The organism is Cedecea neteri NBRC 105707 = ATCC 33855 (assembly GCF_001571265.1).
GTDB lineage: Bacteria > Pseudomonadota > Gammaproteobacteria > Enterobacterales > Enterobacteriaceae > Cedecea > Cedecea neteri.
On sequence record NZ_BCTL01000025.1, the window covers coordinates 68,932 to 95,553 of the forward strand.

At 52.2% G+C, this 26,622-nt stretch carries 27 protein-coding genes and 2 tRNA genes; 23 read left to right on the forward strand and 6 right to left on the reverse strand.

All coding sequences use genetic code 11. The annotated features are described in order from the left end of the window. The first annotated feature begins 12 nt into the window (after positions 1–12). The 4 genes from mlaC (at position 13) to murA (ending at position 2,648) form a co-directional block, all read left to right on the forward strand. Positions 13–642, forward strand: coding sequence for a phospholipid-binding protein MlaC (mlaC, locus tag CNE01S_RS11685; RefSeq protein ID WP_061276163.1), 630 nt, complete (start codon positions 13–15; stop codon positions 640–642). Beyond that, complete coding sequence (gene mlaB, locus CNE01S_RS11690; protein WP_061276165.1) at positions 642–944, forward strand: lipid asymmetry maintenance protein MlaB; 303 nt, start codon at positions 642–644, stop codon at positions 942–944. Before mlaC ends, mlaB begins: the two co-directional genes overlap by 1 nt. Positions 945–1,077: 133 nt before the next feature. Continuing rightward, positions 1,078–1,332: a BolA family iron metabolism protein IbaG gene (gene ibaG, locus CNE01S_RS11695; RefSeq protein WP_008454819.1), complete on the forward strand. Its 255-nt coding sequence runs from the start codon at positions 1,078–1,080 to the stop codon at positions 1,330–1,332. A 53-nt stretch (positions 1,333–1,385) separates the two neighbouring features. Continuing rightward, a complete protein-coding gene (gene murA, locus CNE01S_RS11700) occupies positions 1,386–2,648 on the forward strand; it encodes a UDP-N-acetylglucosamine 1-carboxyvinyltransferase (protein ID WP_061276167.1) in 1,263 nt (420 codons plus the stop codon). A 45-nt stretch (positions 2,649–2,693) separates the two neighbouring features. Here the strand turns inward: murA and sfsB are convergent, their stop codons facing one another. Beyond that, positions 2,694–2,957 (reverse strand): DNA-binding transcriptional regulator SfsB, encoded by a 264-nt coding sequence (sfsB, locus tag CNE01S_RS11705; RefSeq protein ID WP_039288118.1) that lies wholly within the window; start codon positions 2,955–2,957, stop codon positions 2,694–2,696. Between the two features lie 234 nt (positions 2,958–3,191). Then, entirely contained in the window at positions 3,192–4,163 is a 972-nt protein-coding gene (gene ispB, locus CNE01S_RS11710) for an octaprenyl diphosphate synthase (RefSeq protein ID WP_061276229.1), read from the reverse strand. A gap of 260 nt (positions 4,164–4,423) precedes the next feature. Here ispB and rplU point away from each other — a divergent pair, with 260 nt between their 5' ends. The 4 genes from rplU (at position 4,424) to cgtA (ending at position 7,257) form a co-directional block, all read left to right on the forward strand. Further along, positions 4,424–4,735 (forward strand): 50S ribosomal protein L21, encoded by a 312-nt coding sequence (gene rplU / locus CNE01S_RS11715; protein WP_008454812.1) that lies wholly within the window; start codon positions 4,424–4,426, stop codon positions 4,733–4,735. Between the two features lie 19 nt (positions 4,736–4,754). Continuing rightward, a complete protein-coding gene (gene rpmA / locus CNE01S_RS11720) occupies positions 4,755–5,012 on the forward strand; it encodes a 50S ribosomal protein L27 (protein WP_007673187.1) in 258 nt (85 codons plus the stop codon). 90 nt (positions 5,013–5,102) lie between these two features. Further along, the gene (locus CNE01S_RS11725) at positions 5,103–6,068 is read left to right on the forward strand and encodes a DMT family transporter (protein ID WP_061276169.1); all 966 of its coding nucleotides are present in this window, start codon (positions 5,103–5,105) and stop codon (positions 6,066–6,068) included. Positions 6,069–6,084: 16 nt separating this feature from the next. Next, a complete protein-coding gene (gene cgtA / locus CNE01S_RS11730) occupies positions 6,085–7,257 on the forward strand; it encodes an Obg family GTPase CgtA (RefSeq protein WP_061276171.1) in 1,173 nt (390 codons plus the stop codon). A 35-nt stretch (positions 7,258–7,292) separates the two neighbouring features. Here the strand turns inward: cgtA and pmrB are convergent, their stop codons facing one another. The 3 genes from pmrB to dacB are packed head-to-tail and all read right to left on the reverse strand — an operon-like array spanning position 7,293 to position 10,443. Beyond that, positions 7,293–8,348 (reverse strand): two-component system sensor histidine kinase PmrB, encoded by a 1,056-nt coding sequence (gene pmrB / locus CNE01S_RS11735; protein ID WP_061276173.1) that lies wholly within the window; start codon positions 8,346–8,348, stop codon positions 7,293–7,295. Beyond that, on the reverse strand, positions 8,345–9,007 hold the full coding sequence (gene pmrA / locus CNE01S_RS11740; protein ID WP_039298158.1) for a two-component system response regulator PmrA: 663 nt from the start codon (positions 9,005–9,007) through the stop codon (positions 8,345–8,347). Before pmrA ends, pmrB begins: the two co-directional genes overlap by 4 nt. A gap of 2 nt (positions 9,008–9,009) precedes the next feature. Beyond that, complete coding sequence (dacB, locus tag CNE01S_RS11745; protein WP_061276231.1) at positions 9,010–10,443, reverse strand: serine-type D-Ala-D-Ala carboxypeptidase; 1,434 nt, start codon at positions 10,441–10,443, stop codon at positions 9,010–9,012. Between the two features lie 251 nt (positions 10,444–10,694). Here dacB and greA point away from each other — a divergent pair, with 251 nt between their 5' ends. Then, positions 10,695–11,171, forward strand: a complete 477-nt coding sequence (gene greA, locus CNE01S_RS11750; protein WP_039288100.1) for a transcription elongation factor GreA — start codon at positions 10,695–10,697, stop codon at positions 11,169–11,171. Between the two features lie 105 nt (positions 11,172–11,276). Here greA and yhbY read toward each other — a convergent pair whose 3' ends face one another. Next, complete coding sequence (yhbY, locus tag CNE01S_RS11755) at positions 11,277–11,570, reverse strand: ribosome assembly RNA-binding protein YhbY (RefSeq protein WP_045784735.1); 294 nt, start codon at positions 11,568–11,570, stop codon at positions 11,277–11,279. Between the two features lie 127 nt (positions 11,571–11,697). On the opposite strand from yhbY, the gene rlmE reads away from it, so the two are divergent. The 14 genes from rlmE to pnp all read left to right on the forward strand — a co-directional run bounded on the left by rlmE (position 11,698) and on the right by pnp (position 26,544). Next, positions 11,698–12,327 (forward strand): 23S rRNA (uridine(2552)-2'-O)-methyltransferase RlmE, encoded by a 630-nt coding sequence (gene rlmE, locus CNE01S_RS11760; protein ID WP_008454794.1) that lies wholly within the window; start codon positions 11,698–11,700, stop codon positions 12,325–12,327. A gap of 56 nt (positions 12,328–12,383) precedes the next feature. Beyond that, a complete protein-coding gene (ftsH, locus tag CNE01S_RS11765; protein WP_061276175.1) occupies positions 12,384–14,321 on the forward strand; it encodes an ATP-dependent zinc metalloprotease FtsH in 1,938 nt (645 codons plus the stop codon). Positions 14,322–14,420: 99 nt separating this feature from the next. Further along, positions 14,421–15,269: a dihydropteroate synthase gene (folP, locus tag CNE01S_RS11770; protein WP_061276177.1), complete on the forward strand. Its 849-nt coding sequence runs from the start codon at positions 14,421–14,423 to the stop codon at positions 15,267–15,269. Beyond that, on the forward strand, positions 15,262–16,599 hold the full coding sequence (gene glmM / locus CNE01S_RS11775; protein ID WP_061276179.1) for a phosphoglucosamine mutase: 1,338 nt from the start codon (positions 15,262–15,264) through the stop codon (positions 16,597–16,599). Before folP ends, glmM begins: the two co-directional genes overlap by 8 nt. Before the next feature lie 235 nt (positions 16,600–16,834). After that, the gene (gene secG, locus CNE01S_RS11780; protein ID WP_038478508.1) at positions 16,835–17,167 is read left to right on the forward strand and encodes a preprotein translocase subunit SecG; all 333 of its coding nucleotides are present in this window, start codon (positions 16,835–16,837) and stop codon (positions 17,165–17,167) included. Positions 17,168–17,216: 49 nt separating this feature from the next. Continuing rightward, positions 17,217–17,303, forward strand: a tRNA-Leu gene (locus CNE01S_RS11785). 59 nt (positions 17,304–17,362) lie between these two features. Beyond that, positions 17,363–17,439: transfer RNA gene (locus CNE01S_RS11790), tRNA-Met, on the forward strand. A gap of 213 nt (positions 17,440–17,652) precedes the next feature. Next, positions 17,653–18,105, forward strand: coding sequence for a ribosome maturation factor RimP (rimP, locus tag CNE01S_RS11795; protein WP_008454786.1), 453 nt, complete (start codon positions 17,653–17,655; stop codon positions 18,103–18,105). 27 nt (positions 18,106–18,132) lie between these two features. Beyond that, positions 18,133–19,620, forward strand: a complete 1,488-nt coding sequence (nusA, locus tag CNE01S_RS11800; protein ID WP_061276182.1) for a transcription termination factor NusA — start codon at positions 18,133–18,135, stop codon at positions 19,618–19,620. Positions 19,621–19,644: 24 nt separating this feature from the next. Then, the gene (infB, locus tag CNE01S_RS11805; protein ID WP_061276184.1) at positions 19,645–22,332 is read left to right on the forward strand and encodes a translation initiation factor IF-2; all 2,688 of its coding nucleotides are present in this window, start codon (positions 19,645–19,647) and stop codon (positions 22,330–22,332) included. A 65-nt stretch (positions 22,333–22,397) separates the two neighbouring features. Continuing rightward, complete coding sequence (gene rbfA, locus CNE01S_RS11810; protein WP_038478520.1) at positions 22,398–22,799, forward strand: 30S ribosome-binding factor RbfA; 402 nt, start codon at positions 22,398–22,400, stop codon at positions 22,797–22,799. After that, positions 22,799–23,743 carry a tRNA pseudouridine(55) synthase TruB gene (gene truB / locus CNE01S_RS11815; protein ID WP_061276186.1) on the forward strand — a complete coding sequence of 315 codons (945 nt, stop codon included), beginning with the start codon at positions 22,799–22,801 and terminating at the stop codon, positions 23,741–23,743. Before rbfA ends, truB begins: the two co-directional genes overlap by 1 nt. 154 nt (positions 23,744–23,897) lie before the next feature. Then, complete coding sequence (gene rpsO / locus CNE01S_RS11820) at positions 23,898–24,167, forward strand: 30S ribosomal protein S15 (protein WP_002434239.1); 270 nt, start codon at positions 23,898–23,900, stop codon at positions 24,165–24,167. Positions 24,168–24,414: 247 nt separating this feature from the next. After that, complete coding sequence (gene pnp / locus CNE01S_RS11825) at positions 24,415–26,544, forward strand: polyribonucleotide nucleotidyltransferase (RefSeq protein WP_061276188.1); 2,130 nt, start codon at positions 24,415–24,417, stop codon at positions 26,542–26,544. Positions 26,545–26,622: the final 78 nt, after the last annotated feature.

The following is a 26,622-nucleotide window of genomic DNA, read 5'->3' on the forward strand; positions in this document are numbered from 1 at the left end:
GAGGAACGAGTGATGTTTAAGCGTCTTATGATGGTAGCCATGCTGGTAATCGCCCCATTTGCGATGGCGGCAGACCAGACCAACCCTTACAAATTAATGAACGAGGCGGCGCAGAAGACCTTTGATCGCCTGAAAAATGAGCAGCCTCAAATTCGACAGAACCCGAATTATCTGCGGGAAATCGTTGGCCAGGAATTACTGCCGTACGTACAGGTAAAATACGCTGGTGCGCTGGTATTAGGGCGTTACTACAAAGATGCAACGCCTGCTCAGCGAGATGCCTACTTCAAGGCTTTTGAAGAGTACCTTAAGCAGGCCTATGGCCAGGCGCTGGCGCTGTATCACGGTCAGACTTACCAAATTGCTCCCGAGCAACCGCTGGGTAATGCTGATATTGTGGCGATCCGCGTGACGATTATCGATCCAAATGGTCGCCCACCGGTGCGTCTTGACTTCCAATGGCGTAAGAATAGTCAAACCGGTAACTGGCAGGCTTACGATATGATCGCCGAAGGGATCAGTATGATCACTACCAAGCAAAACGAGTGGAGCGATCTGTTGCGCACCAAAGGCATTGATGGTTTGACCGCGCAGCTGCAGTCAATTTCAAAACAGCCAATTACTCTAGACAGTAAAAAGTAATGTCGGAAGAACTGAGCTGGAAACAGGACGGCACAACGTTGCACCTCTTCGGAGAGCTGGATGGTGACACCATTGAGTCGCTTTGGCAGCAGCGTGAGAAAGTGGTTGAGGGTATCAACTTCTTTGAGCTAAGCGGCTTAACCCGCGTTGATACCGCCGGGCTGGCGTTGCTTATTCACCTGACGGCCATCGTTACTCGTCAGGGGCGCAAGGTTGAACTTAAGGGTGCCAGTGATAATTTGCGCACGCTGGCTCAACTCTACAATTTGCCAGAGGCGCTGTTGCCGCATCTGGCAGGCTAATGATTTCAGCACGTTACTTTCAAAGCCCTCGAACTGTTAAGTTCCGGGGCTTTTTGCTTATTTAAGCGGGCGCCACTTTCCTCTAAGATGTGTGGCTTATCTCATCATTTATTAATCGACGAATAGATACCCCATGGAAAATCATGAAATTCAGACAGTGCTGATGAACGCACTGCCCCTCCAGGAAGTCCACGTCTCAGGCGATGGCAGCCACTTTCAGGTGATAGCGGTGGGTGAGTTATTCGCCGAGTTAAGTCGCGTCAAAAAACAGCAAACGGTGTACGCCCCGCTGATGGAATTCATCGCTGATAATCGCATGCATGCCGTTTCTATTAAGACCTATACGCCGGAAGAGTGGGCGCGCGACCGCAAACTAAATGGTTTTTGAATCATCGGCTCAGGCTGGTGATAACGTTTTGAATTTAAAAGAGAGCAGTTTCAATGGATAAATTTCGTGTGCAGGGGCCTACCCGCCTGAGTGGGGAAGTCACAATCTCAGGGGCTAAAAACGCCGCGCTGCCGATCCTCTTCGCAGCCCTTCTGGCAGAAGAGCCGGTAGAGATTCAGAACGTTCCAAAACTGAAAGACATTGATACCACCATGAAGCTGCTGAGCCAGCTGGGTACCAAAGTTGAGCGCAATGGCTCCGTCTATATTGATGCCAGCGGCGTAAATATTTTCTGCGCGCCTTATGACCTGGTGAAAACCATGCGTGCATCTATTTGGGCGCTGGGACCACTGGTTGCTCGCTTTGGGCAGGGGCAGGTTTCTCTGCCTGGCGGCTGTGCCATCGGCGCTCGCCCGGTGGATTTGCACATTACCGGTCTGGAGCAACTGGGGGCGGAAATTAAGCTGGAAGAAGGTTACGTTAAGGCGTCGGTGAATGGCCGTCTTAAAGGGGCCCACATTGTGATGGATAAGGTGAGCGTGGGCGCTACCGTCACCATCATGAGTGCAGCTACGCTTGCGGAAGGCAAAACGATCATTGAAAACGCCGCCCGTGAACCGGAAATTGTCGATACCGCGAACTTCCTCAACACCCTTGGTGCGAAGATCAGCGGCGCAGGCACCGATCGTATTACGATCGAAGGCGTTGCGCGTTTGGGCGGGGGCGTTTATCGCGTGCTGCCTGACCGTATTGAAACCGGGACTTTCCTGGTGGCCGCGGCAATTTCTGGCGGTAAAATTCTTTGCCGTAACGCACAGCCCGATACCCTGGATGCTGTGCTGGCGAAGCTGCGTGAAGCTGGGGCCGAGGTTGAAACTGGTGAAGACTGGATCAGCCTTGATATGCACGGCCAGCGTCCAAAAGGCGTGACGGTGCGTACTGCTCCGCATCCAGGTTTCCCTACCGATATGCAGGCGCAATTCACCCTGCTGAATCTGGTGGCGGAAGGGACGGGCGTGATTACCGAAACTATCTTTGAAAACCGTTTTATGCACGTGCCTGAATTAATCCGTATGGGTGCGCATGCTGAAATCGAAAGTAATACAGTTATTTGCCACGGTGTCGAAAAACTTTCCGGTGCCCAGGTGATGGCTACCGATCTTCGTGCATCCGCAAGCCTTGTGCTTGCTGGCTGTATTGCAGAAGGAACAACGGTGGTAGACCGTATTTATCACATTGATCGCGGTTACGAGCGCATCGAAGATAAACTTCAGGCGCTGGGCGCTAAGATTGAACGCGTGAAGGGTAGCGAGTAAGCGACTTTTTATCGTGACAAAAAGCCGGGGCATGCCCCGGCTTTTTTATTGCTGCCGAATCTTTCTGGTTCTGTCGATAAACTCATGGGTCACCGGATCGTGGTAACGTGAGGGCCAGATGATCTGAGGGGCTACGCCTAAAGCCCGAGCGATAATAAACTCCCCCTTAGGCCAGGGGCGTGATAACGCATTGGCGAGCGTTGATGAGCTTAAACCTGACTGACGTGATAAAGCGGCAAGCGACGTTCTCTTTTTTCTCAGGCCGGCAATAATGTCCGCCGGATGCCAGTCCACATACTGATTTTCCATAATCTCTCCCTGTAATCTTACAAGTCCTGCTCTGAGCAGAGCGATAACACTGGAAATTTATAACATAAAAATTTCCAAATGATTCCAGTAAGTGCAAGGAATAATAAATTCTGTGTTTCCATCCGCAAATATGATGAAAGCGGGTGAAAACGATTAGAAAAGGAAAGAAGGGGAAGGGGGATAGAATGATTTATTGGAAACTTTAGCGCGCCGTTTGGCGCGCTAAAGTCCAGGTTAACGATCGCGCTGTACGGACATATGGGCCAGAGAGATCAGCGCTTCGCGATGCGGGCTATCAGGGAGGACAGAGAGAGCATCGATCGCTTTATCTGCTTCCTCTTCGGCGCGCTGGCGAGTCCATTCCAGAGAACCGCAATCCGACATGGCTTTTAATACGGGTTCTAGCAGGTGACGTCCATTTCCTTGCTCGATCGCTTCACGGATCATCTGCGCTTGCTCTGCTGAACCGTTGCGCATAGCGTGCAACAGCGGCAGCGTCGGTTTACCTTCGTTCAGATCGTCGCCTACGTTTTTACCAAGCGTTTGTCCGTCCGAACTGTAATCCAACAGGTCATCTATAAGCTGGAAGGCTGTGCCCAGGTAACGCCCATAATCCTGCAGGGCTTTTTCCTGAACCTCTGTTGCCCCAGCAAGAATTCCAGAGCATTGGGCCGCGGCTTCAAACAGGCGGGCGGTCTTGCTGTAGATGACCCGCATGTAGCTTTCTTCAGTGATGTCAGGATCATTACAGTTCATCAACTGCAACACTTCGCCTTCGGCAATCACATTCACAGCCTCTGACATCACCTCCAGCACCTTCAACGAGCCAAGGCTGGTCATCATCTGAAATGCTCGCGTATAGATGAAATCACCGACCAGGACGCTTGCTGCGTTGCCGAAAGCGGCATTGGCGGTAGCTTTACCACGACGCATATCTGATTCGTCCACGACGTCATCGTGAAGCAGGGTAGCGGTATGTATGAATTCGATCAGAGCCGCAATTCTGACGTGTGCCTGCCCTTCATAAGAAAGCGCCCGCGCAGCGAGTACGGCAATCATTGGACGGATACGTTTACCGCCGCCGCTGACAATGTAGTAGCCCAACTGGTTGATCAGTTGGACATCGGAATTCAATTGCTCAAGGATTGTCGCATTGACACCCGCCATATCTTGCGCGGTTAACTCATTAATTTTTTCTAAATTCATCGCAAAAGTCTGGCTTTCGTCCTGTTTATTCCACATCCATATGGCATAACGAGAGGGTTGAGGTTCGATACTGTAGTACAGATTGTACTGAAAAAACGAGGCAGATAAACGGTGTGTGTGCTGTTGCGTTTTTTTTCTACGGTAATTGACGATCGGGCTTGTCAAACCCTCACGATTTGCGTAATATTCGCGCCCTATTGTGAATATTTATAGCGCTACCTGAAACCTATGTAAGGTAAGCGCGGAAAGCGGAGTTTTATATGTACGCGGTTTTCCAAAGTGGTGGTAAACAACACCGAGTAAGCGAAGGTCAGACCGTTCGCCTGGAAAAGCTGGACATCGCAACTGGCGAAACTGTTGAGTTCGCTGAAGTTCTGATGATCGCAAACGGTGAAGAAGTCAAAATCGGCGTTCCTTTCGTCGATGGTGGCGTTATCAAAGCTGAAGTCGTTGCTCACGGTCGTGGCGAGAAAGTTAAAATCGTTAAGTTCCGTCGCCGTAAACACTATCGTAAGCAAGCGGGCCACCGTCAGTGGTTCACTGATGTGAAAATTACTGGCATCAGCGCCTAAGACCTGAGGAGTAGATTAAATGGCACATAAAAAGGCTGGCGGCTCAACTCGTAACGGTCGCGATTCAGAAGCAAAACGCCTGGGTGTAAAACGCTTTGGCGGCGAAACTGTACTGGCTGGTAGCATCATCGTTCGTCAACGTGGTACTAAATTCCACGCTGGCAACAATGTAGGTTGTGGTCGTGACCACACCCTGTTTGCTAAAGCAGACGGTAAAGTAAAATTCGAAGTTAAAGGCCCGAACAATCGTAAATACATCAGCATCGTTGCTGAGTAAGTTTTTCGGTCCGGTAACGGATGAAAGCCCCGCAACGTGTTGCGGGGCTTTTTACATTGTACGCCTGGTAAATTAAAACAGGGAATGGGCATGGGGCAGCAGGCGGGAATCGGTATTCTTTTAGCGCTAACCACGGCGATGTGCTGGGGGGCGTTACCCATAGCGATGAAGCAGGTGCTTCCGGTAATGGCACCGCCTACCGTGGTCTTTTATCGATTTCTGATGGCCAGTATTGGGCTGGGCATTTTCCTTGCAATTCGCGGGAAATTACCGCCGCTCAGAATGTTCCGCAAGCCCCGGTGGTTAGCGCTGCTAGCGATCGCCACAGGTGGATTGTTTGGCAACTTTTTGCTCTTTAGTTCATCCCTGCAGTATTTGAGTCCAACTGCGTCTCAGGTTATTGGCCAGCTTTCCCCTGTAGGAATGATGGTGGCGAGCGTAGTGGTGCTGAAAGAGAGAATGCGTGGCACGCAGATTATTGGTGCCATTATGCTCTTATGTGGACTGGTTATGTTTTTCAATACCAGTCTGATCGAGATTTTTACTCGCCTGACAGATTACACCCTTGGAGTCATCTTCGGCGTGCTGGCGGCAACGGTTTGGGTCAGCTATGGCGTGGCGCAGAAGGTATTATTGCGCCGCTTAGCCTCACAGCAGATCCTCTTTTTGTTGTACACTTTATGTACTATTGCACTTTTGCCGCTGGCAAAACCAGGTGTGATTTCCCAGCTCAGTAGCTGGCAACTGGCATGCCTGGTTTTTTGCGGTCTGAATACGCTGGTAGGATATGGCGCGCTCGCTGAGGCGATGGCGCGCTGGCAGGCCTCCCAGGTTAGCGCCATCATTACGCTAACCCCGTTGTTTACGTTGCTGTTCTCAGACCTGCTGTCTCAGGCCTGGCCCGAGTATTTCGCCATACCGATGCTTAACCTTGTAGGTTATATCGGGGCACTCGTGGTTGTGGCTGGTGCGATGTATTCCGCGATTGGCCATCGCCTTTGGGGGCGCTGGCATAAAACCGAAACGGTCACACCGGTGCAGCGTTCGGGCGAATGATTTACGGAGAAGTAAGATGAAGTTTGTTGATGAAGCAACGATCCTGGTCGTAGCAGGTGATGGCGGTAACGGCTGCGTTAGCTTCCGCCGTGAAAAATATATCCCGAGAGGCGGCCCGGATGGCGGTGACGGCGGTGACGGCGGTGACGTGTGGCTTGAAGCTGACGAGAACCTGAACACGCTCATCGATTATCGTTTTGAAAAAGCTTTTCGCGCCGAGCGTGGCCAGAACGGCCAAAGCCGTGACTGTACCGGTAAGCGTGGACATGACGTGACTGTGAAGGTGCCGGTCGGTACCCGAGTTATCGATCAGGGCACCGGTGAAACCATGGGCGATATGACGCAGCACGGTCAAAAGCTGATGGTTGCTAAGGGCGGCTGGCACGGTCTGGGTAATACCCGTTTTAAATCCTCCGTCAATCGTACTCCACGCCAAAAAACCATGGGTACGCCGGGTGAAAAACGCGATCTGCAGTTAGAACTGATGCTGCTGGCCGATGTGGGTATGCTGGGGATGCCTAATGCAGGTAAATCCACCTTTATCCGTGCCGTATCAGCCGCGAAACCAAAAGTGGCTGACTATCCGTTTACCACTCTGGTACCAAGCCTTGGCGTTGTTCGTATGGACAATGAAAAGAGCTTCGTTGTGGCGGATATACCAGGGCTGATCGAGGGCGCAGCTGATGGCGCTGGCTTGGGCATTCGCTTCCTGAAGCACCTTGAGCGCTGCCGTGTGCTGCTGCATCTCATTGACATTGAGCCTATCGATGGCTCTGACCCGGTTGAAAACGCCCGTATTATCGTTGGCGAGCTGGAGAAATACAGCGAAAGCCTGGCATCAAAACCTCGCTGGCTCGTGTTTAACAAAATCGATCTGATGGATAAAGCGCAGGCCGAAGAGAAAGCCAAAGCCATTGCTGAAGCGCTTGGCTGGGAAGATAAATACTATCTTATCTCCGCAGCCAGCCAGATGGGCGTGAAAGATCTCTGCTGGGATGTAATGACCTTTATCATCGAAAACCCAGTTACGGCGGTTGAAGTCGCTAAGCAGACAGAGAAAGTCGAGTTTATGTGGGATGACTACCATCGCCAGCAGCTCGATGAAATGGAAGCTGAAGCAGAAGAAGACTGGGATGACGACTGGGATGATGAAGACGACGAAGGCGTCGAAATTATTTACCAGAAGTAAGTCTCAAACGAAGAAGGCCGGTTACCCGGCCTTTTTTATTGAATGCTGCCCGGAAGCCAGCAGCCTGCATGTAAACCACCTTCGTCGCGGTTACTCAGTTCCAGATGGCCATGGTGAAGCTGAACAATACGCTGCACAATGTTTAGGCCCAGCCCGCTACCGCCATAGCGCTGATCCATACGCCTGAAGGGCTCGGTTATCTGTTCGAGATATTCGTCTTTAATGCCCGGGCCGCTGTCGGTGACGCTCAACAGTGTTCCACCCTCTTTTTCCGTTAGTGCCAGATGTATTTCGCCTTTTTCCGGACTATATCGGGAGGCATTTTCCAGCAGATTGCGCAGCATCAAACGTAGCAGCACGGCATCGCCCTGTACGGTCAGAGCGGATACTGCGGGCCAGGTGAGTCTTTGCCCACGTGGTGCAGCAAGTTCTTCCATTTCCATTTTCAGCGGTGCAATGATGTCGTCACTCCAGACTAACGTATTGTAATGTCCGCTGGCCAGCGCTTGCCCGGCGCGTGAGAGCATCAGGAGCTGTTCAATGGTATGCATGAGCTGATCTATTCGGGCGAGCAGCATCGGGGCCTGCTCTATGCCCTTTTTTGCCATCAGTTCGAGATGCAGCCTGAGGCCAGCCAGCGGCGTTCTCAGTTCGTGTGCGGCATCGGCAGTGAACAGGCGTTCTTGCTGAATAGTATGATCCAGACGCCCAAGCAGTTGGTTGAGAGAATTGGTCACCGCCACCATTTCGTCCATATCTGAAAACATGGGCAGGGGAGTGAGGTTGTCGGCTGAACGGTTAGCCAGGCTTGAACGCAGCTGATTCAGCGGACGGGTTATCCAGGTAATTGCCCAGAAAGAGAAAAACAGCGTAAAGGCAACCATCACCAAAGAAGGGACTAGCAGAGAGGCAATCGCTTCACGGATCTCTTTCTCGACCTGCTGATTTCGGGCTTTTGCGGAGAGTGTTTCGCTTACCAGAAAACCAATCTGTTCACGACTTTCATGCCAAAGCCAGACAACGCTAATCAACTGGAAGAAAAGAAGAATAAGCGCCAGCAGGATCATCAGGCGCCGGCGCATGCTGCTCATGAACGGGTTTCCAGCCGGTAGCCAACACCACGTACGGTTTTGATTCTGTCTTTGCCTAACTTACGGCGGAGATTATGAATGTGCACTTCAAGGGTGTTGGAACCCGGATCGTCCTGCCAGCTGTAAATATCCTGCTGCAGCGTTTCGCGATGGACCGTCTGGCCGATTCGCATCATCAGGCGCGTCAGAAGAGCGAATTCTTTAGGCGTAATTTCTACGGCCTGATTGGCGAGTAGGACCTGCTGAGTCTGTAAATTGAGGGTCAAGTCGTCTTCCTGAAGAAGGTTGTCGCTGTGGCCCTGATAGCGGCGGATCAGCGCCCTCGCACGCGCCTGCAGCTCTGCCAGCGCAAAGGGCTTAACCAGATAATCATCTGCGCCGGAGTCCAGACCATTTACCCTGTCTTCGAGCGCGTCACGGGCCGTCAGAATAAGCACAGGATTTTTCACCCCACGACGACGCCACTGGCTAAGCAGTGTGGCCCCGTCTTTGTCAGGAAGCCCCAGGTCGAGAATAATCAGGCTGTATTCACCGCTTTGCAGCAGAGCATCAGCCTCCGCGGCCGTCGCGGCGCAGTCCAGCGCATAGCCTTCCCCGCCTAATGCCAGCGCAAGACCTTCCTGTAGCAGTAAATCGTCTTCAACAATAAGCAGTTTCATAGCTAGTTATTTTGGTAAATATCCTTGTAAAGTCGGCTTTCGAAGCGGACTAGCGGGATGCGGCGATTACGCTGGTCCGCCGGTTCAACGGCATAGCCGGAGAGATACTGTACAAAGGCCATACGTTGCCCACTTGCCGTGGTAATGAAGCCAGCCAGATTATAAACCCCTTGCAACGAGCCCGTTTTCGCCGACACTTTGCCGTCAACGCCAGCCTGATGCAGACCTGCGCGATACTGCAGGGAGCCATCGTAGCCCGCGAGTGGCAGCATGGAGATAAAGTTTAGCTGATTATCGTTCTGCGCGATGTATTGCAGAACCTGCATCATTGTGGCTGGTGAAATCAGGTTATGACGCGATAGGCCTGACCCATCGACGACGATACTGTTCCCTAAATCTACGCCCGCTTTTTGACGCAATATCTGGCGCACAGCGTCAGCCCCTGCTCGCCAGGTGCCGGGAACACCCAGCCGGTTATGTCCAATGGTCCTGAATACGGTATCGGCAATCATGTTATCGGATTTCTTGAGCATGATTTTAAGCAGATCATGCAGTGGTGCTGATTGCTTACTGGCGATAACGGTGCCTGGCTCATTGGGTTGTGTCTGGCGCAGCAGTGTTCCGCTGTAGCCGATCCCTGCCTGCTTCAGCTCATCTTTGATGATGGCGCCCGCATAGCTGGCACCATCCTGAATGGCAAAGGCTAATGGCAGGGGATCGGCGCGTTGCGTTAGGCATCCCGTTAGCGTAAAGCGATTCAAATCACCGGGCACGACGTCAAGTTCACAGTATTGGGCGTCAGGAGAGCCTTTGGCCAGCGTTCTGACCTGGCTAAACATCACAACCGGATAGTAAGAAGCAATGCGGATATAGGCTAAATCGTCGGCCTTTGGAGCGCTGTATAACGAAATAGAGAAGCAGTTGCGGTCCACGATGGCGGCGGCTGGCGGCGCGCTGAAGCACTGTGTCATGTCGTTCCACGGCCAGCCGGGAGCTTTATCGTGGCTGGCAAAAATAGACGTGTCGACCAACACATTGCCCTTAATCTGTTGGACGCCCGCTTTTTTTAATTCGGCAACCATGTTGCGAATATCCTGGCGCTTTAGCGTAGGATCGCCGCCGAAACGTGCGATAAGATCGCCGTTAAGTACGCCATTATCGATTTGGGCACGGCTTTCCAGCGTCGTGGTAAAGCGAAAATCCGGGCCCAGTTGAAGGAGAGCCGCCAGCGCCGTAATCACTTTCTGAGTACTTGCAGGCAGTGCCATTTGCTGGCTGTGGTAATCGATGAACGGGCTTGTGGCACCGACTTTTTGCACCATCAGCGCCAGGTTCGCCCCATCAGGCAACTGGGAGGTGTACTCTTCAACGTTCGCAGCCTGGACATTGATGGCTACGGCAGCGGTCAACCCAATGACAAATCTCAAAAATCGCATAATCTCGCGGTAACGGCCTGGAAACGTGACCGTCATACTACGGTGCATTATGGTGCAAAGTAAACGATGACCCTTAGGGAACTCCAGGGTAAAATACCGGTCAATTTGAAAACTGTTACTGACCTGGAGTTATCACCCCGGGTCGGTTTTCTTTTATTTGTTGCCGGAGAGACGTACGTTACCGGCCATGCTCTTAAGCCAGCGCGGTGTTTTGCCCTGCTGCAGAGGACTGATTTTAAGAGGTATAACAAATGCAACCTATTCCGATGACCTTACGTGGCGCTGAACAACTTCGCGAAGAACTGGATTTCCTGAAGTCCGTTCGCCGTCCTGAAATCATTGCTGCGATTGCCGAAGCTCGTGAACATGGCGATCTGAAAGAAAATGCTGAGTATCATGCCGCGCGTGAGCAGCAGGGTTTTTGTGAAGGCCGCATCCAGGATATCGAAGCAAAGCTTTCCAATGCTCAGGTGATCGACGTTACAAGAATGCCAAATAATGGCCGTGTGATTTTTGGTACCACTGTAACGGTATTGAACCTGGACAATGATGAAGAGCTTACTTATCGCATCGTTGGCGACGATGAGGCTGATTTTAAAAAGAATCTTATATCTGTAAATTCGCCTATTGCTCGCGGCCTTGTCGGTAAGGAATGCGACGATGTTGTCGTAATTCGCACGCCGGGCGGTGATGTCGAATTCGAAATCTTAAAAGTAGAATATTTGTAATTTTTACTACGCTGGCTAAAGGGTTGGCGTATTGTAAAGAAAAGAAAAAGGCCGCATAGCGGCCTTTTATCAACGAACATAGCGTGGCATTTTGCACATCTCTGCTTATTTCGGCAGAGAGATCTTCCGCTCTTTAGAAGGGCGATAGAGCACCAGCGTTTTACCGATGACCTGTACGTTACAGGCGCCGGTTTCCCGCACGATGGCATCCACAATTAAGGTTTTCGTTTCGCGATCTTCCGTTGCGATCTTCACCTTGATTAATTCATGGTGCTCAAGCGCTTGTTCAATCTCGGCCAGTACCCCTTCGGTCAAACCATTATTACCAAGCAGAACCACCGGCTTGAGTGGATGGGCCAGACCTTTCAGGTGCTGTTTTTGTTTAGTACTCAGATTCATCGTATTTTTTTGCTTACGTTGGGATTGAAAACGGTTCATTCTACCGCCATCTCCAGTGTATCGCCAAATCGGCTGTGCTGATTGTTAGTTAGCCTGCTATTCACGATGAACAAAGTTGGATATTGAGATGACAGGTAAGAAGCGTTCTGCCAGCTCCAGTCGCTGGCTGCAGGAACACTTTAGCGATAAATATGTTCAACAGGCACAGAAAAAGGGGTTGCGGTCCCGTGCCTGGTTTAAACTTGATGAAATACAGCAAAGTGACAAACTTTTTAAGCCAGGAATGACTATTGTTGATCTTGGCGCTGCACCCGGCGGGTGGTCACAGTATGTCGTGACGCAAATCGGGAATCAGGGGCGAATCATCGCTTGCGATCTTTTACCAATGGATCCTATCGTTGGTGTGGACTTCCTTCAGGGCGATTTTCGTGATGAATTAGTCGTCAAGGCCCTGCTGGAACGTGTTGGTGACAGTAAAGTGCAGGTTGTCATGTCAGATATGGCGCCAAACATGAGCGGGACACCGGCAGTCGATATTCCGCGCGCTATGTACTTGGTTGAACTGGCGCTGGAAATGTGTCGGGACGTGCTGGCGCCGGGCGGTAGTTTTGTAGTGAAAGTGTTTCAGGGCGAAGGTTTCGATGAATACCTGCGAGAAATTCGCTCCCTGTTTACGACGGTTAAAGTTCGTAAGCCGGACTCTTCTCGTGCCCGCTCACGTGAAGTGTACATTGTAGCGACCGGGCGCAAACTATAGTACCCTGACGCTGTTTGTTAACACAGTTGTAATATGAGGTTAATCCCTTGAGTGACATGGCGAAAAACCTAATACTCTGGCTGGTCATTGCCGTTGTGCTAATGTCGGTATTCCAGAGCTTTGGGCCCAGCGAGTCAAATGGCCGTAGGGTGGATTACTCCACTTTCCTGTCTGAAGTTAATCAGGACCAGGTTCGCGAAGCGCGCATCAACGGACGTGAAATCAACGTTACCAAGAAAGATAGTAACCGATACACGACTTACATCCCCGTTAATGATCCCAAGCTGCTTGATAATCTGATTACCAAGAACGTGAAAGTTGTGGGCGAGCCGCCTGAAGAGCAGAGTCTGCTGGCAACTATCTTCATTTCCTGGTTCCCAATGCTGCTGCTGATTGGGGTCTGGATCTTCTTTATGCGTCAAATGCAGGGCGGCGGTGGCAAAGGCGCCATGTCGTTCGGTAAGAGCAAGGCGCGCATGCTAACGGAAGACCAAATCAAAACCACCTTTGCTGACGTCGCTGGCTGTGATGAAGCGAAAGAAGAGGTGGCTGAGCTGGTGGAATACCTGCGTGAGCCGAGCCGTTTCCAGAAGCTGGGCGGTAAAATCCCGAAAGGCGTCCTGATGGTCGGCCCTCCGGGTACGGGTAAAACGCTGCTGGCAAAAGCGATTGCTGGTGAAGCGAAAGTGCCGTTCTTCACGATTTCCGGCTCTGACTTTGTTGAAATGTTCGTTGGTGTCGGTGCATCCCGTGTGCGTGACATGTTCGAACAGGCCAAAAAAGCGGCACCTTGCATTATCTTTATCGATGAAATCGATGCCGTTGGCCGTCAGCGTGGCGCCGGTCTGGGTGGTGGTCACGACGAACGTGAGCAGACCCTGAACCAGATGTTGGTTGAGATGGATGGCTTTGAAGGAAATGAAGGGATCATCGTTATTGCGGCAACTAACCGCCCTGATGTGCTTGACCCTGCGTTGCTGCGTCCTGGCCGTTTCGACCGTCAGGTTGTTGTCGGTCTGCCGGACGTTCGCGGTCGCGAACAGATCCTGAAAGTGCATATGCGTCGCGTACCGCTTTCGCCGGATATCGATGCTGCAATTATCGCTCGTGGTACGCCTGGCTTCTCCGGTGCCGATTTGGCTAACCTGGTGAACGAAGCTGCGCTGTTTGCCGCTCGCGGTAACAAGCGTGTGGTATCGATGGTTGAGTTCGAGAAAGCGAAAGACAAAATCATGATGGGGGCAGAACGCCGCTCCATGGTGATGACGGAAGCGCAAAAAGAATCAACCGCTTATCACGAAGCTGGCCATGCGATTATCGGTCGCCTGGTACCGGAACACGATCCGGTACATAAAGTGACGATTATCCCTCGCGGCCGTGCGCTGGGTGTGACCTTCTTCCTGCCTGAAGGCGACGCAATCAGCGCCAGCCGTCAGAAACTGGAAAGTCAGATCTCCACGCTGTACGGCGGTCGTCTGGCTGAAGAGATTATCTACGGGCCAGAACATGTTTCTACCGGTGCGTCGAACGATATTAAAGTTGCGACTAACCTGGCTCGTAACATGGTGACCCAATGGGGCTTCTCCGACAAACTCGGTCCGCTGTTGTACGCGGAAGAAGATGGCGAAGTATTCCTGGGCCGTTCAGTAGCAAAAGCCAAGCATATGTCTGATGAGACAGCGCGTATTATCGATCAGGAAGTTAAGTCTCTGATTGAACGCAACTATGCTCGTGCTCGCCAGTTGCTGAATGAAAACATGGATATTCTCCACACCATGAAAGACGCATTGATGAAGTATGAAACCATCGATGCACCGCAGATTGACGATCTGATGGCGCGCCGCGAAGTGCGTCCGCCAGCGGGTTGGGAAGATGCGAGCAAAAACAGCAATAATTCTGATAATAACGGTACCCCAAATGCGCCACGTCCGGTTGATGAACCGCGTACGCCAAATCCGGGTAACACAATGTCAGAACAGCTGGGCGACAAATAAGACGCTCGCGATAGATTTTTTTGCAGTAATCTATAAACCCCGGGCCTGTCCCGGGGTTTTTGTTTTTGTACAGCCTAAGACGATCGCAAAGGAAGAAGAATGAAACTCACCGCGCAAGGCTCCACGCTGGATCTCTCTCATCCTCACGTCATGGGGATTTTAAACGTCACGCCGGACTCTTTTTCCGACGGTGGTCAGCATAATTCCCTGGTTGAGGCCCTGAAGCATGCAAACGCGATGATCAATGCCGGGGCGACTATCATTGACGTTGGCGGAGAGTCAACCCGGCCTGGCGCGGCAGAGGTGAGCACAGAAGAGGAACTTGAGCGCGTTATTCCGGTGGTCGAAGCGATTGCTCAACGTTTTGAAGTCTGGGTTTCGGTGGATACATCAAAAGCCGATGTCATTCGCGAATCTGCACGAGTAGGGGCGCATCTTATCAACGATATTCGTTCCTTACAGGAGCCTGGTGCGTTAGCTGCTGCTGCGGAAACGGGGCTGCCCGTTTGCCTGATGCATATGCAGGGCGAGCCGAAAACGATGCAGCAGGCCCCGCAGTATGACGATGTGTTTGCCGATGTGAACCGTTTTTTTGTGGAACACATTGCCCGCTGTGAGGCGGCGGGGATCTCAAAAGATAAATTGCTGCTCGACCCGGGCTTTGGTTTCGGTAAAAATCTCACCCACAATTATCAGTTACTGGCACGCCTTTCGGAATTTCATCGCTATGGTATGCCGCTGCTGGTAGGGATGTCCCGTAAATCAATGGTTGGGCAACTGCTAAATGTTGGCCCGGATCAACGCCTGAGCGGTAGCCTTGCCTGCGCGGTGATTGCTGCGATGCAGGGGGCTCAAATTCTTCGCGTTCATGACGTAAAAGAAACTGTTGAAGCTATGCGCGTGGTCGAAGCTACGCTTTCAGTGAAGGAAAACAAATACTATGAGTAACCGTAAATACTTTGGCACCGATGGCATCCGTGGTCGCGTGGGCGATGCACCCATTACCCCTGATTTTGTTCTGAAGCTGGGCTGGGCTGCGGGCAAGGTCCTTGCGCGTCATGGTTCGCGTAAAATTATTATCGGTAAGGACACTCGTATTTCCGGCTACATGCTGGAGTCTGCACTGGAAGCGGGCCTGGCAGCTGCCGGCTTGTCCGCATCTTTCACCGGGCCAATGCCAACGCCTGCGGTTGCCTACCTGACTCGTACATTCCGCGCGGAAGCCGGCATTGTTATCTCCGCATCACACAATCCATTCTATGACAACGGCATAAAATTCTTCTCCATCGACGGGACTAAACTGCCGGATGAAGTCGAGGAAGCTATTGAAGCGGAGATGGAAAAAGAGATCACCTGCGTAGACTCGGCGGAGTTGGGTAAAGCCAGCCGCATTGTGGATGCTGCCGGGCGTTACATTGAATTCTGTAAAGGCACGTTCCCGAACGAACTGAGCCTGAATGGCCTTAAAATCGTCGTAGACTGTGCCAACGGCGCGACTTATCACATCGCACCTAATGTACTGCGTGAGTTAGGCGCAAAAGTCATTGCCATCGGCTGTGAGCCAGATGGGGTGAACATTAATGAAAAATGCGGTGCGACGGATGTGCGTATGCTGCAAGAACGCGTGCTGGCGGAAAAAGCCGATCTCGGCATTGCGTTTGACGGCGACGGTGACCGGGTAATCATGGTGGATAACCTGGGGCATAAAGTCGATGGCGATCAGATCCTCTATATCATTGCCCGGGAAGGATTGCGTCAGGGGCAACTGCGCGGCGGTGCCGTGGGGACGCTAATGAGCAATATGGGGCTTGAAGTCGCACTGAAGCAGTTGGGTATTCCTTTTGCCCGCGCCAAAGTTGGCGATCGCTATGTGCTGGAAAAACTTCAGGAGAAAGGCTGGCGGATTGGGGCTGAAAACTCAGGGCACGTTATTCTTCTGGACCAGACGACGACTGGCGACGGTATCATCGCAGGTTTGCAAGTACTCACCGCGATGGTTCGTAACCACATGAGCCTGCACGATCTGTGTAGCGGGATGAAACTCTTCCCGCAGATTCTGGTTAACGTTCGCTTTACTGCGGGCAGCGGCGATCCACTTGAAAACGAAGAGGTCAAACGTATTACGGCTGAAGTGGAAGCTGCGCTGGGCAACCGTGGTCGGGTGTTGCTGCGTAAATCCGGAACGGAGCCACTCATTCGCGTGATGGTCGAAGGTGAGGATGAAGCTCAAGTGACCGCTTTTGCGCACCAAATCGCAGATGCAGTAAAAGCAGTTTAACGTTTTGATTATCGCAAACTGATTGAAAAGGCGGCAGTTGCCGCCTGTTTCTTCAGGGAAAACGGCTTGTTTGCTGTTTTTTTCCGCAGTCAGTGCATTGTTAATAAATTGCCCTTGCGCACCAGTCTGGCTTTGGTTAGTATTCTCACCCGCTTCAGTGGGTAATGACAAACGTATCCGCTTAACTGGTTTGAAGCAATTGGCGTGCGGTAACCCCGCAAGGAACAGGTTGATTATGTACGAAGCTCTTTTGGTTGTTTTCCTTATTGTAGCGTTGGGCCTTGTAGGTCTTATTATGCTGCAGCAAGGTAAAGGCGCTGATATGGGAGCCTCCTTCGGAGCAGGCGCTTCCGCTACGTTATTCGGTTCAAGTGGTTCTGGTAACTTCATGACCCGCATGACCGGTGTGCTCGCAACGTTGTTCTTTATCCTGAGCCTGGTTCTGGGTAACCTGAGCACCAACAAAACCAGTAAAGGAAGCGAGTGGGAAAATTTAAGTCAGCCAGCGCAAACTGAGCAGACTGCGCCAGCGGCACCTACCAAGCCGAGCAGCGATATCCCGCAGTAAGTTTGTCAGCTTCAATGCGGTAACATGAAGGTTACCGTGTTCAAAGAGTGCCGAGGTGGTGGAATTGGTAGACACGCTACCTTGAGGTGGTAGTGCCCGATTGGGCTTACGGGTTCAAGTCCCGTCCTCGGTACCAAATCCTAGCAATTCTTGCATTTAATGCAATTCTGGCGTAGTATTTGCCACGTTTTCGGACGCGGGGTGGAGCAGCCTGGTAGCTCGTCGGGCTCATAACCCGAAGGTCGTCGGTTCAAATCCGGCCCCCGCAACCACTTTCCCTGAGAGTTCTTTTTCAAATATACTGTGAACACCAGTTTCGGTGCCTTCGCGAAGAATTTAGAAAAAAATTCTCCTGGACGGTGTCCGGGCCGCAGTTGCGGCATACAGGGTTCAGTTATATAAAGCCCCGATTTATCGGGGTTTTTTGTTATCTGACTTTAGAATAACTGGGCTATATGCCCTTTTTTTATGTCTTGGGGGTGGGCTTGTCCACATTAGAGCAAAAATTAACAGAGATGATTTCAGCACCGGTCGAAGCACTGGGCTACGAACTTGTAGGCATCGAATTCGTTCGCGGCCGCACGTCTACGCTGCGCATCTATATTGATAGTGAAGATGGCATCAATGTTGATGATTGTGCTGATGTCAGTCACCAGGTCAGTGCCGTACTGGATGTCGAAGATCCCATCACCGTGGCCTATAACCTGGAAGTGTCCTCACCTGGCCTCGATCGCCCAATGTTCACTGCAGAACACTATGTTCGTTTTACCGGCGAAGAAGTGAGCATTGTACTGCGTATGGCTGTACAAAACCGCCGCAAATGGCAGGGTATTATTAAAGCCGTAGACGGTGAGATGATCACGGTAACGGTCGAAGGAAAAGACGAAGTGTTCGCGCTGAGCAACATCCAGAAAGCGAACCTGGTACCCCACTTTTAATAGTTTGGATTGAGGTGAAAACCCAGGATGAACAAAGAAATTTTGGCTGTTGTTGAAGCAGTTTCCAACGAAAAAGCGCTGCCGCGTGAGAAAATTTTCGAAGCGCTGGAAAGTGCGCTGGCAACGGCGACCAAGAAAAAATACGAGCAAGAGATTGACGTTCGCGTTGAAATCGACCGTAAAAGCGGTGATTTCGATACTTTCCGCCGTTGGGTTATCGTTGAAGAAGTCACCCAACCGACGCGTGAAATCACTCTTGAAGCGGCCCAGTTTGAAGATCCAGCTTTCACCGTGGGTGAATACGTTGAAGATCAGATTGAGTCCGTAACCTTTGACCGTATCACCACTCAAACCGCTAAACAGGTTATCGTGCAGAAAGTTCGCGAAGCCGAGCGTGCGATGGTGGTCGATCAGTTCCGCGAACACGAAGGTGAGATTATCACCGGCGTGGTGAAAAAAGTTAACCGTGACAACATCTCTCTGGATCTCGGCAGCAATGCTGAAGCCGTGATTCTGCGTGAAGATATGCTGCCACGCGAAAACTTCCGTCCGGGCGACCGCATTCGCGGCGTGCTGTACGCAGTTCGCCCTGAAGCTCGCGGTGCGCAGCTGTTCGTTAGCCGTTCCAAACCTGAAATGCTGATCGAACTGTTCCGCATTGAAGTGCCGGAAATCGGTGAAGAAGTTATCGAAATTAAAGCCGCTGCACGCGATCCTGGCTCTCGAGCTAAAATCGCTGTGAAAACAAACGACAAACGTATCGACCCTGTCGGCGCGTGTGTTGGTATGCGCGGTGCGCGCGTTCAGGCGGTTTCTACTGAGTTAGGCGGTGAGCGTATTGATATCGTGCTGTGGGACGACAACCCGGCGCAGTTTGTTATCAACGCAATGGCACCGGCCGACGTAGCATCCATCGTTGTCGACGAAGACAAACATACGATGGATATCGCGGTAGAGGCAGGCAACCTGGCCCAGGCCATTGGCCGTAACGGTCAGAACGTTCGCCTGGCATCACAGCTGAGCGGCTGGGAACTCAACGTCATGACCGTTGATGACCTGCAGGCTAAACATCAGGCTGAAGCGCATGCGGCTATTGATACCTTTACCAAATACCTCGACATTGACGAGGATTTCGCCACTGTGTTGGTCGAAGAAGGTTTCTCCACGCTTGAAGAACTGGCCTACGTGCCAATGAAAGAGTTGTTGGAAATCGACGGCCTTGATGAAGACACCGTGGAAGCATTACGCGATCGCGCTAAAAACGCGCTCACCACACTGGCTCTGGCGCAAGAAGAGAGTCTTGGCGATAAGAAACCTACCGAGGATCTGCTGAACCTCGAAGGTATGGATCGCTCGCTGGCCTTTAAACTGGCTGCTCGTGGTGTTAGCTCGCTGGAAGACCTTGCCGAGCAAGGTGTTGACGATCTGTCTGATATCGAAGGCTTAACGGATGAGAAAGCCGGCGAATTGATCATGGCAGCGCGTAACATTTGCTGGTTTGGCGGCGAAGCGTAATAAACTGTAGCAGGAAGGAACAGCATGACAGATGTAACCGTAAAAGCGCTGGCCGCAGAGATTCAGACCTCCGTGGACCGCCTGGTACAGCAATTTGCTGATGCAGGGATCCCGAAGTCTGCTGACGACTCCGTTTCGGCGCAAGAGAAACAAACGCTGCTGGCCCACCTGAATCATGAACATGGTTCAGGTCCAGACAAGTTGACTTTACAGCGCAAAACGCGCAGTACTTTAAACATTCCAGGTACCGGTGGGAAAAGTAAATCGGTACAAATCGAAGTCCGCAAGAAGCGCACCTTTGTGAAACGTGATCCGCAAGAGGCCGAGCGCCTTGCAGCGGAAGAACAGGCGCAGCGTGAAGCGGAAGAGCAAGCCCAGCGTGAGGCAGAGGAAGCTGCCAAACGTGCGGCACAAGAAAAAGCTAAGCGTGAAGCTGAAGAACAAGCTAAGCGCGAAGCCGCTGATAAAGCGAAACGTGAAGCTGCGGAAAAAGACAAAGTGAGCAATCAACAAACTGATGAAATGACGAAAGCCGCCCACGCCGAGAAGGCACGCCGTGAAGCGGAAGCTGCTGAACTGAAGCGTAAAGCCGAAGAAGAAGCCCGTCGCAAACTCGAAGAAGACGCCCGTCGTGTGGCGGAAGAAGCCCGTAAAATGGCTGAAGCTAACGCTGGCGTTTGGGAAGAACAGGAGAAGGTAGAGGACGACAAGTCTGACTATCACGTCACCACTTCCCAACACGCTCGTCAGGCAGAAGACGAAAACGACCGTGAAGTCGAAGGCGGCCGTGGCCGTGGTCGTACTGCAGCGAAAGCGCCACGTCAGAAAAAAGCTGGCGGTAAGCACGGCGAGTCTAAGGCTGACCGTGAAGAAGCTCGTGCAGCCGTTCGCGGTGGTAAAGGCAAGCGTAAGCCAAGCAGCCTGCAGCAGAGCTTCACCAAGCCAGCGCAGGCCGTTAACCGTGACGTTGTGATTGGTGAAACCATCAGCGTTGCTGAACTGGCTAACAAAATGGCGGTTAAAGGCTCTCAGGTCATCAAAGCAATGATGAAGCTGGGCGCGATGGCGACCATCAACCAGGTTATCGATCAGGAAACCGCTCAGCTGGTTGCTGAGGAGATGGGTCACAAAGTTATCCTGCGTCGTGAGAACGAACTGGAAGAAGCAGTAATGAGCGACCGTGATACCGGCGCTGCGGCAGAAACCCGTGCACCGGTTGTGACCATCATGGGCCACGTTGACCACGGTAAAACCTCCCTGCTGGACTACATTCGTTCTACTAAGGTTGCTTCCGGTGAAGCGGGTGGTATTACCCAGCATATCGGTGCTTACCACGTAGAAACTGACAACGGCATGGTGACCTTCCTGGATACCCCGGGTCACGCAGCGTTTACCTCCATGCGTGCTCGTGGTGCTCAGGCAACGGATATTGTTGTTCTGGTTGTTGCCGCTGACGATGGCGTAATGCCACAAACTATCGAAGCTATCCAGCACGCGAAAGCGGCGCAGGTACCGGTAGTTGTCGCAGTGAACAAAATCGATAAGCCAGAAGCAGACCCAGACCGCGTTAAGCAAGAACTGTCCCAGTACGGCATCATGCCGGAAGAGTGGGGCGGTGAAAGCCAGTTCATCCACGTTTCTGCGAAAGCCGGTACCGGCATCGACGACCTGCTGGATGCAATCCTGCTTCAGGCCGAAGTTCTGGAACTGAAAGCTGTCCGCAAAGGCATGGCAAGCGGCGTGGTCATCGAATCCTTCCTGGATAAAGGTCGTGGTCCGGTTGCTACCGTTCTGGTGCGTGAAGGTACCCTGAACAAAGGTGATATCGTCCTGTGTGGCTTCGAATATGGCCGCGTGCGTGCGATGCGTGACGAGATGGGCCGTGAAGTGACCGAAGCAGGTCCTTCTATTCCTGTTGAGATCCTTGGCCTGTCTGGCGTACCTGCCGCGGGTGACGAAGTGACCGTTGTTCGTGACGAGAAGAAAGCTCGTGAAGTTGCTCTGTATCGTCAGGGTAAATTCCGTGAAGTGAAACTGGCTCGTCAGCAGAAATCCAAACTGGAAAACATGTTCGCCAATATGACCGAAGGCGAAGTGTCCGAAGTGAACATCGTGCTGAAAGCCGACGTTCAGGGTTCTGTGGAAGCGATCAGCGACTCCCTGCTGAAACTGTCTACCGATGAAGTTAAAGTTAAAATCATCGGTTCCGGCGTGGGCGGGATCACCGAAACTGACGCAACGCTGGCCGCAGCATCTAACGCCATCCTGGTTGGCTTCAACGTCCGTGCAGATGCTTCTGCGCGCCGCGTAATTGAAGCAGAAAGCCTGGATCTGCGTTACTACTCCGTCATCTATAACCTGATCGACGAAGTGAAAGCGGCGATGAGCGGTATGCTGTCTCCTGAGCTGAAACAGCAGATCCTCGGCCTGGCTGAAGTTCGTGATGTCTTCAAATCACCGAAGTTTGGCGCGATTGCTGGCTGTATGGTCACCGAGGGTGTGGTCAAACGTCATAACCCAATCCGCGTACTGCGCGACAACGTGGTTATCTATGAAGGCGAGCTGGAATCCCTGCGTCGCTTTAAAGATGATGCTAACGAAGTCCGTAACGGTATGGAATGTGGTATCGGCGTTAAGAACTACAACGACGTGCGCGTGGGCGATATGATCGAAGTCTTCGAAATTATCGAGATCAAGCGTACCATCTCCTGATAGCTATACCGCATCAATTATCTTAGGGGGGCCGTGTGCCCCCTGTTTTGTCTGGAGAAATTATTATGGCGAAAGAATTTGGTCGCTCGCAGCGCGTTTCTCAGGAATTGCAGAAAGAAATTGCCATTATCCTGCAGCGTGAAATTAAAGACCCGCGTCTGGGTATGATGACCACCGTCTCCGGTGTTGAAATTTCCCGTGACCTGGCCTATGCCAAAGTTTTCGTAACGTTCCTGAACGACAAAGACGAAGAAGCCATCAAAGAAGGCATCAAAGTTCTGCAGGACGCGTCTGGCTATATCCGCACTTTAGTAGGTAAAGCAATGCGTTTGCGCATCGTGCCTGAGCTGACCTTCTTCTACGATAACTCGCTGGTTGAAGGGATGCGCATGTCTAACCTGGTTTCCAATGTCATCCGTCATGATGACGAGCGTCGCGTGAATACGGACGACAGCAAGGAGGATTGATGAGTCGTCCTCGTCGTCGCGGTCGTGATATTCATGGTGTACTGTTGCTGGACAAGCCTCAGGGGCTCTCTTCCAACGATGCACTGCAAAAAGTAAAACGCCTTTATAACGCGAACCGCGCGGGCCATACCGGTGCGCTGGATCCGTTGGCGACCGGTATGCTGCCAATCTGCCTCGGTGAAGCAACGAAGTTCTCCCAATATCTGCTGGACTCCGACAAGCGTTATCGCGTGATTGCTAAACTTGGGCAGCGTACCGACACTTCTGATGCCGACGGCATTGTCGTTCAGGAGCGCCCGGTCAACTTTAGCGCCGAGCAGCTTGCAGCCGCGCTGGAGACTTTCCGCGGGGATACCGAGCAGGTTCCATCGATGTATTCTGCGCTCAAGCATCAGGGTAAGCCCCTGTACGAATATGCGCGCGCGGGTATTGAGGTTGAACGCGAAGCTCGCCCAATCACGGTGTATGAGCTGCTGTTTATTCGCCATGAAGGTGATGAACTGGAGCTGGAAGTCCACTGCTCTAAGGGAACGTACATTCGTACGATCGTTGACGATCTCGGTGAAAAATTGGGCTGTGGGGCGCATGTTATCTTCCTGCGTCGCCTGGCGGTAAGTAAATATCCGATTGAGCGCATGGTCACTCTGGAGCAGCTTAATGAGCTGGTCGAGCAGGCATATCGGCAGAAGGTAGAGCCTGCAGAACTGCTGGATCCGCTGTTGATGCCGATGGATAGTCCGGCCTCTGATTTCCCGCTGGTGAATTTGCTGCCTGAAGTTGCCGTCTACTTTAAAAACGGTAATCCAGTTCGGGTGGCAGGCGTTCAGGCCGAAGGGCTGGTGCGAGTTACTGAAGGCGAAGAGAAGAAATTTATCGGTATGGGGACAATCGATGACGAGGGTCGGGTTGCTCCACGTCGCCTGGTCGTCGAATATCCCGTCTGACTTTTGCCGCTACCTTGCGGTAAAAGGGCGCTACAGGTAAAATAGCGCGGCTTAACGGCTGGCCGATTGTTTAACAACCGGTTCAGGCGTGCACTGGGGTTGCTGAATTAGAGATCGGCACCCTGTTTATTTATCTATAATGTTGGAGTTGAAAATGTCTCTAAGCGTTGAAGCTAAAGCTAAAATCGTTTCCGAGTTTGGTCGTGGTACTAACGACAGCGGTTCTACCGAAGTTCAGGTTGCACTGCTGACCGCACAGATTAACCACCTGCAGGGTCACTTTGCAGAGCACAAAAAAGATCACCACAGCCGTCGTGGTCTGCTGCGTATGGTTTCTCAGCGTCGTAAACTGCTCGACTACCTGAAACGTAAAGATGTAGCACGTTACACCAGCCTGATCGAACGTCTGGGTCTGCGTCGCTAGTTCTTGCGAGTTTCAGAAAAAGGGGCCTGTAAGGGCCCCTTTTTTCAACCAGGCGGCAGCAATTCTATGGAAACTAATGTATTGTTGCTGAGTGTGATCTTTATTGCAGAGGTTCGCGCGGCTAATGAGAGGCTTTACCCGTCAGAGCGGGTTAGGATTGTCATTAGTCGCGAGGATGCGATGAAGGTCGGGTACCAACGGCGGCGCGTGAAGCCACGTGCTGCCCGTCATTTTAAAGGATCTTATTTTGCTGAATCCGATCGTTCGTAAATTCCAGTATGGCCAGCATACGGTCACGCTTGAGACCGGCATGATGGCTCGCCAGGCTACCGCTGCTGTAATGGTAAGCATGGATGACACCGCGGTATTCGTTACCGTTGTTGGCCAGAAAAAAGCCAAGCCAGGCCAGGACTTCTTCCCGCTGACCGTTAACTATCAGGAGCGTACCTACGCTGCTGGCCGTATCCCAGGCAGCTTCTTCCGTCGTGAAGGTCGTCCAAGCGAAGGCGAAACTCTGATTGCGCGTCTGATTGACCGCCCGGTTCGCCCGCTGTTCCCTGAAGGTTTCGTCAACGAAGTGCAGGTTATCGCGACCGTTGTTTCCGTAAACCCACAGGTACACCCTGATATCGTTGCCATGATTGGCGCATCTGCAGCGCTGAGCCTGTCCGGTATTCCGTTCAACGGCCCAATCGGTGCCGCTCGTGTTGGTTACATCAATGACCAGTATGTGCTGAACCCGACCGCTGAAGAGCTGAAAACCAGCAAACTGGATCTGGTTGTTGCCGGTACCCAAAGCGCAGTACTGATGGTTGAATCCGAAGCTGAACTGCTGAGTGAAGACCAGATGCTGGGCGCCGTTGTCTTTGGCCACGATCAGCAGCAGGTTGTCATCAAAGAAATCAACGCGCTGGTTGCTAAAGCTGGCAAACCTCGTTGGGACTGGCAGCCAGAAGCAGTAAACGACGCGCTGAATGCACGCGTTGCTGCGCTGGCAGAATCCCGTCTGAGCGATGCTTACCGCATCACTGAGAAACAAGAACGTTATGCTCAGGTTGACGTCATCAAAGCGGACGTTATTGCGACGCTGACCGCAGAAGACGACTCTCTGGATGCTGGCGAACTGTCTGACATTCTGCACGCTATCGAGAAAAACGTTGTTCGTAGCCGTATCCTGGCAGGCGAGCTGCGCATCGATGGTCGTGAAAAAGACATGATTCGTGGCCTGGACGTGCGCACTGGCGTTCTGCCACGTACTCACGGCTCTGCGCTGTTCACCCGTGGTGAAACTCAGGCGCTGGTTACCGCGACTCTGGGTACCGCACGTGATGCGCAGAATCTGGATGAGCTGATGGGCGAGCGTACTGACAGCTTCCTGTTCCATTACAACTTCCCTCCATACTGCGTTGGTGAAACCGGGATGGTAGGTTCGCCTAAGCGTCGTGAAATTGGTCACGGTCGTCTGGCGAAGCGTGGCGTGCTGGCCGTTATGCCAGAAGCTGATAAATTCCCGTACACCGTTCGTGTGGTTTCTGAAATCACCGAATCTAACGGTTCTTCTTCCATGGCTTCCGTGTGTGGTGCTTCTCTGGCACTGATGGACGCGGGTGTGCCTATCAAAGCTGCCGTTGCAGGTATCGCGATGGGCCTGGTGAAAGAAGGCGACAACTTTGTTGTTCTGTCCGACATTCTGGGTGACGAAGATCACCTGGGCGATATGGACTTTAAAGTTGCCGGTAGCCGTGAAGGTATCTCTGCGCTGCAGATGGATATTAAAATCGAAGGTATCACCCGCGAAATCATGCAGGTGGCTCTGAACCAGGCTAAGGGTGCGCGTCTGCACATTCTGGGCGTGATGGAACAGGCTATCGATGCACCGCGTGGCGACATCTCTGAGTTCGCACCACGTATTCACACCATCAAAATCAACCCAGACAAGATCAAAGACGTGATCGGTAAGGGCGGGGCTGTGATTCGTGCGCTGACCGAAGAAACCGGCACCACCATCGAAATCGAAGATGACGGTACCGTTAAAATCGCAGCGACCGACGGTGATAAAGCGAAGCACGCTATTCGTCGTATCGAAGAGATCACCGCTGAAATCGAAGTTGGCCGTATCTATAACGGTAAAGTCACTCGTATCGTTGATTTCGGTGCGTTTGTTGCTATCGGCGGCGGTAAAGAAGGTCTGGTTCACATCTCTCAAATCGCAGACAAGCGCGTAGAGAAAGTGACTGACTACCTGCAGATGGGTCAGGAAGTACCGGTAAAAGTACTGGAAGTTGACCGTCAGGGCCGCGTCCGTTTAAGCATTAAAGAAGCAACCGAGCAGTCTCCGGCAGAAGGTGCAGCACCAGCAGCGCCAGAAGCTGAGTAAGGTTTGCCAATTAAGCTCTCCATGGTGACATGGAGAGCTGTTTGTTACGGGACAGGATGTCTCGTTTGCAGCCGGGGG